The sequence below is a fragment of the Acidisoma sp. S159 genome (assembly GCF_009766125.1).
Taxonomy (GTDB): Bacteria; Pseudomonadota; Alphaproteobacteria; order Acetobacterales; family Acetobacteraceae; genus Acidisoma.
In genome coordinates, this window is record NZ_LMUG01000014.1 from 1 (window position 1) to 5,104 (window position 5,104).

General features: G+C 64.1%; 1 protein-coding gene. It reads right to left on the bottom strand.

Going from position 1 to position 5,104, the window contains the following annotated elements; all coding sequences use genetic code 11:
- Positions 1 to 4,917 (bottom strand): hypothetical protein (locus GSQ92_RS06830; RefSeq protein WP_216856763.1); only part of this gene is annotated, 4,917 nt, incomplete at its 3' end.
- Positions 4,918 to 5,104 lie beyond the last annotated feature (187 nt).

The following is a 5,104-nucleotide window of genomic DNA, read 5'->3' on the forward strand; positions in this document are numbered from 1 at the left end:
CGTGAGTATGAGCGTGCCGCCCGCAAGGGTTGCCCCCGAGGCGATGCCGCCGCTCGCCACCACCTCGGTGCCGCCGCTTTCGATCGTGTCGCCGATATCGGTGCCGCCGGCCACCACCACGCTGCCGCTATCGAGTGTGCCCGAGGCAACTCCGCTCGAGAGCACGCTGAGAACGCCGCCCGCGACCAGCGTGGCGCCGCTTTCCAGTCCGCTCGAGTCGATCGTCCCCACCCCGCCGCTGCTGATGATGGTGTCGAGACCTGTGCCGCCCGAGCTGGCGGCGTAGACCCCACCTGCGCTAACAATGGTGCCGCTATCGACACCCCCATTGAGGACGAGGTCGGTGCCGCCCGAACTAATTGTCAGCCCCGCATTTGTTCCCGCCGATGCGATTGCTGTGGCGCCAACAGTTATTGTCGCTGTTGCCCCTGAGTTCGCGATCGTGTCCGTGTAGATGCCACGACCAAATTCGGCCGTTCCGCCGGTCAAGATCGTCGTGCTGGTAAAATTCTGAGTTATTGACAGGTCACTGTTGGCCAGGGTCCCGCCGCTGCCTACCGTGGTGTCAAACGCCGTGGCGCCTGATCCAATGACGACACCATCGACCACCACCGACGACATGGTTCCCCTAAGTGAGATTTCGTTTTGGCCACTGGTAGAAGGATAAATCGTCCCACTTTCAATGGTCGCACCTGGTGCGACAGTCACGTCAACTGGGGCGCTGTCTCCGCTCGAGCCGACGGTGAACCCGTCAAGGGTTCCTCCGCTCAAGACGTGAATATTGCCGAGCGCCGAATCAGATGCCAGAATCGTGACATCGCTTACGAAACCGAAGAAGGACACCCCCTTCACAGCGGAGGTGATCAACATATCAATCGCTGTCGCTCCACCAGTGACGGAATAAGTTGCCCCGCTCTCCACGGTGCTGCCGCTCTGCAATGCGCCGGAGGCAAGGGTGATCACCCCACCGGAGGACAGGTCGAGCCCCAGCCCCGTGCCGCCCAACAGCACCGTCTCGATGCCGCCCGAGCTCAGCGTGACCGACAGCGCCGTGCCGCCTGAGGACACCAGAATCTGCCCTACGCCGCTCAGGATATCGCCCCTCTCGACGGCCCCGCTGCTCACCACCACCGTGCCCTGGTCGACCTCACCGACATCCGACCCGCCGCTCAAAACCACCAGTGAGCCGCCGGCCAGCACCGTCATGCCGCTCACGATCACACCCGAGGACACGAACACCGTCGCGCCGGAAGCCACGGTGCCGCCCCTTTCGATCACCCCAGCCGCGAACACGAGAGTTCCGCCTGAGGACAGGAACGGCGCCAGCGAGGTTGCGCCAGGACCGACGATCTCTACGCCGCCGGAACTGATGGTCGCGGCGATGTCGGTGCCGCCCATGCTGACGGTGACCGCACCACCAGAGACTACCGTGGCACCGCTTTCCAACCCGCCCGAGGCGATCGTCCCGATCCCGCCCCTGATGATGGTGGTGTCGCTCGCGACACCACCGGAGCCGACAACCTCCGTGCCGCCGGAGGTGATGTTCGCGGCGGTGTCGGTGCCGCCAAACTGCACGAGATCGGTCGCGCCGGCGTTGATGGTGAGACTGAGGTTGCTGCCGGCGGAGGCGATCGCCGTCACGCCGCTCGGCACGCTCAGGGCGGCGCCACCGCTGTTGATGGTGTTGGTCATCGTGCCGCCGGCGCTGACGCTGAGTGCGCCGCCGGAGAACACCGTGGCGCCGCTTTCCACGCCGCCCGAGGCGATCGTCTCCGTCCCGCCGCTGCTGATGACGGTGTGGATGGCGACACCACCGAAGCCGACAATCTCCGTGCCGCCGGAGGTGATGGTCGCGGCGGTGTCGGCGCCGCCAAACTGCACGAGGTCGGTCGCGCCGGCGTTGATGGTGAGACTGAGGTTGCTGCCAGCGGAAGCGATCGCCGTCATGCCGCTCGACACGTTCAGGATGACGCCCGCGCTATTGATGGTGTTGATCATGGTGCCGCCGGCGCTGACGCTGAGCCTGCCGCCAGCAAACACCGTGGCGCCGCTTTCTACGCCGCCCGAGGCGATCGTCTCGGTCGCGCCGGTGCTGATGAGGGTTTGGTTGGCGACACCGCCGGCGAGAACGGCATCCGTGCCGCCGGAACTGATCGTTGCAGAGATATCGATGCCGCCGGCCTTCACGAGATCGACGACACCGGCCCTTAAGGTCAGACCGAAGTTGGTGCCGGCGGAGGCGAGAACGATCGCGCCGCTCGACGGGTTCAGCGTGATACCACCACTGTTAATGGTGTTGAGGATGGTGCCACCGGAGTTGACGGTAAGTGCGCCGCCATTGATCAGCGTCGCGCCGCTTTCCAGCCCGCCCAAGGAGATCGTCCCGGTCGCGCCGCTGCTGATGATGGTGTTGAGAGCCGTGCCGCCCGAACTAATCAAGTAGTTGGCGCCGGCAATCACAACGGTGCCGATGTCGACGCCGCCGCTGAAGACGACGTCGGTGCCGCTGGAGGTTATGGTCAGGCCAAGATTTGAACCGGCGGAGGCTTCCGCCGTTCCGCCGGAGCCCGCGGTCGCCGTGGAACCGGCTATGGCGCTGGTGTTAATAAAGATTCCGGCCCCAAAACCAATAGAGGCGCCGCTAGAAACTACAGTGTTGCTGTAATAAGCTGGAGCTGCGCCACCGCTCCCGCCGATAAGATTGGACGCACCTTGCGCAACAACTAGATTGTACGACGTCCCACCATAGGCATATATCAGCCCAGAATCGACAACGGCCGATATCGTTCCCTGCAAGTTAAGAGTGGCATGCGAACTGACCACGGCACCGGAGAGATATCCGCCGGTCAACACTGCGAGGTAAGCCGAAATGGTCCCATTGCCATCTGTAATGTTAGTTAAAGTCCCGCCACTGTAGACCTCAACACCGGGGCCAGTATAGTTGGGAAGAGATGTGGTCCCCGCGGAATAAATCCCTGAATTGACCACGCCGCTGGCGGAACCGCGGATAACTGCCCATCCGCTGGATGTGACCAGCATATTGAGCGCCGTCGCGCCGCTGCCGACAATGTATGTTGCTCCGCTCTGCACGGTGCTGCCGCTCTGCACCGCGCCAGAGGCGAGGATGACTGAACCGCCCGAGAATAGGTTCAGCCCTAGCGCTATGCCGCCAGACAACACCGCCTCGGTGCCGCCCGAGCCCACCGTGACCGACAGCGCGGTGCCGCCGGACGACACCAGCAACTGCCCGCCGCTGCTTAGGGAATCGCCGCCGTCGACCGCCCCGCTGCTCACCACCACGGTACCGCGGTCGATCACGCCGATATCCGATCCGCCGCTCAGAACGACTAGCGAGCCGCCGAGCGCGACCGTCATTCCACTCACGGTCACGCCCGAGGACACGAACAGCGTCGCGCCCGAACCGATCGTGCCGCCGCTTTCAATCGCTCCAGCGGCGAGCACGAGCGTTCCGCCCAACGACAGGATCGGATTGATCGACGTGCCGCCCGACGCCACCGTCTCTATCCCGCCCGCTGCCACGGTAACGCCGTTCACCACCGCGCCACTGGCGACCGCCAGGGTCGCGCCGGAGGCCACTGTCCCGGCACTCTCGAGGGCACCGCTTTGCAGCTTGAGCACTCCGCCTGAGTATAGGATCGTGTTCAGCCCGGTCGCGCCGCCGGAGATCGTCTCGGCGCCCCCCGCGCTGATCAGCATGACACTGGCGGTGCCGCCGGCGTTTACGGTGAGAGTGCCGCCAGAGAGCGCCGTGCCGCCGCTCTCGACGCCACCTGAGGAGATGGTGGCGACCCCGCCACTGATGAGCGTGCTGAGGCCTGTGCCGCCCGAGCTGACGGCATAGACGGCACCGGCGCCGACAGTCGTGCCGCTATCGACGCCACCGTTTAAGACGAGGTCGGTGCCGCCATTCAGGATCGACAGCCCCGCATTCGTTCCCGCCGAGGCGATCGCTGTGGCGTCGGCAGCTATCGTCGCGGCCGCTCCGCTGCTCGCGATCGTATCCTTGTAGACACCGGAGACAAAGGAAACCGAGCCGCCGCTCGAAACCATCGTGCTGGTAAAGCTCGTGTAATAGCCTGGGACGTTGCCAGAGCCGACGTAACCGCTGTTGCCCACTATCGTGTTTATTGCCGTGCCGCCGTAATAGTAGATGTTGTCGTCATCGACCACCGACGACATGGTCCCATAGAAGCTGATTTGGTCGCCGTTGTTGATAGTCAACGCACCGGGATAGATGGTCCCGCTCTCGACGGTTCCGCCCGAGCCCTCATTGAGCACGCCCGTCGAGGTGTTGAAGCCGCTTGTGCCGACCGTGAATCCGTCGAGGGTTCCTCCGCTCGCCACATACTCGGAGCCGCCGCCCGCGATCGTCTCGCCAGTAACAGTGCCGCTAACGGTCACGTTGCCGCTGTCCAGCAGCCCGCTTTCCGACCCGCCGCTCAAAATCACCAACGACCCGCCGACGAGGACTGTGATCGCGCTCACGCTCGCGCCCGATGACACGTACATTGTTGCGCCCGCACCCACCGTGCCGCCGCTCTCGACGCCACCTGAGAAAATGGTGGCGACCGCACCACTGATGACGGTGCTGAGGCCTGTGCCGCCCGAGCTGACAGCATAGACGGCACCGGCGCCGACAGTCGTGCCGCTATCGACGCCACCGTTTAAGACGAGGTCGGTGCCCCCGTTGCCGATCGTCAGCCCCGCATTCGTTCCCGCCGAGGCGATCGCTGTGGCGCCATCATATACCGTCGCGGATCCTCCCGCGCTCACGACCGTATCCGTATAGACACCGACGGTAAGGTTGGCGGATCCGCCGTTCGTGACCGTCGTGCTGATGAGGTTCCGGTTCTCCTGCGTCTGGACTAACGTCTGGATGAGACCGCCGGAGCCCACAGTAATGAGGCTGCCCGAGCCGCCGTAGATGTAGATGACACCGTTGTCGGCGACCGAGGATATGGTCCCGCCTTCGAGGTTGATTTGATCGCCGTTGCTGACATTCGGACTAGTGTCCTGATTCCGAAGTTTCTATCCACATCTCTGCTGGACGTCGACGGTTCTTTGGCAGAAGCGCTGGATTGAC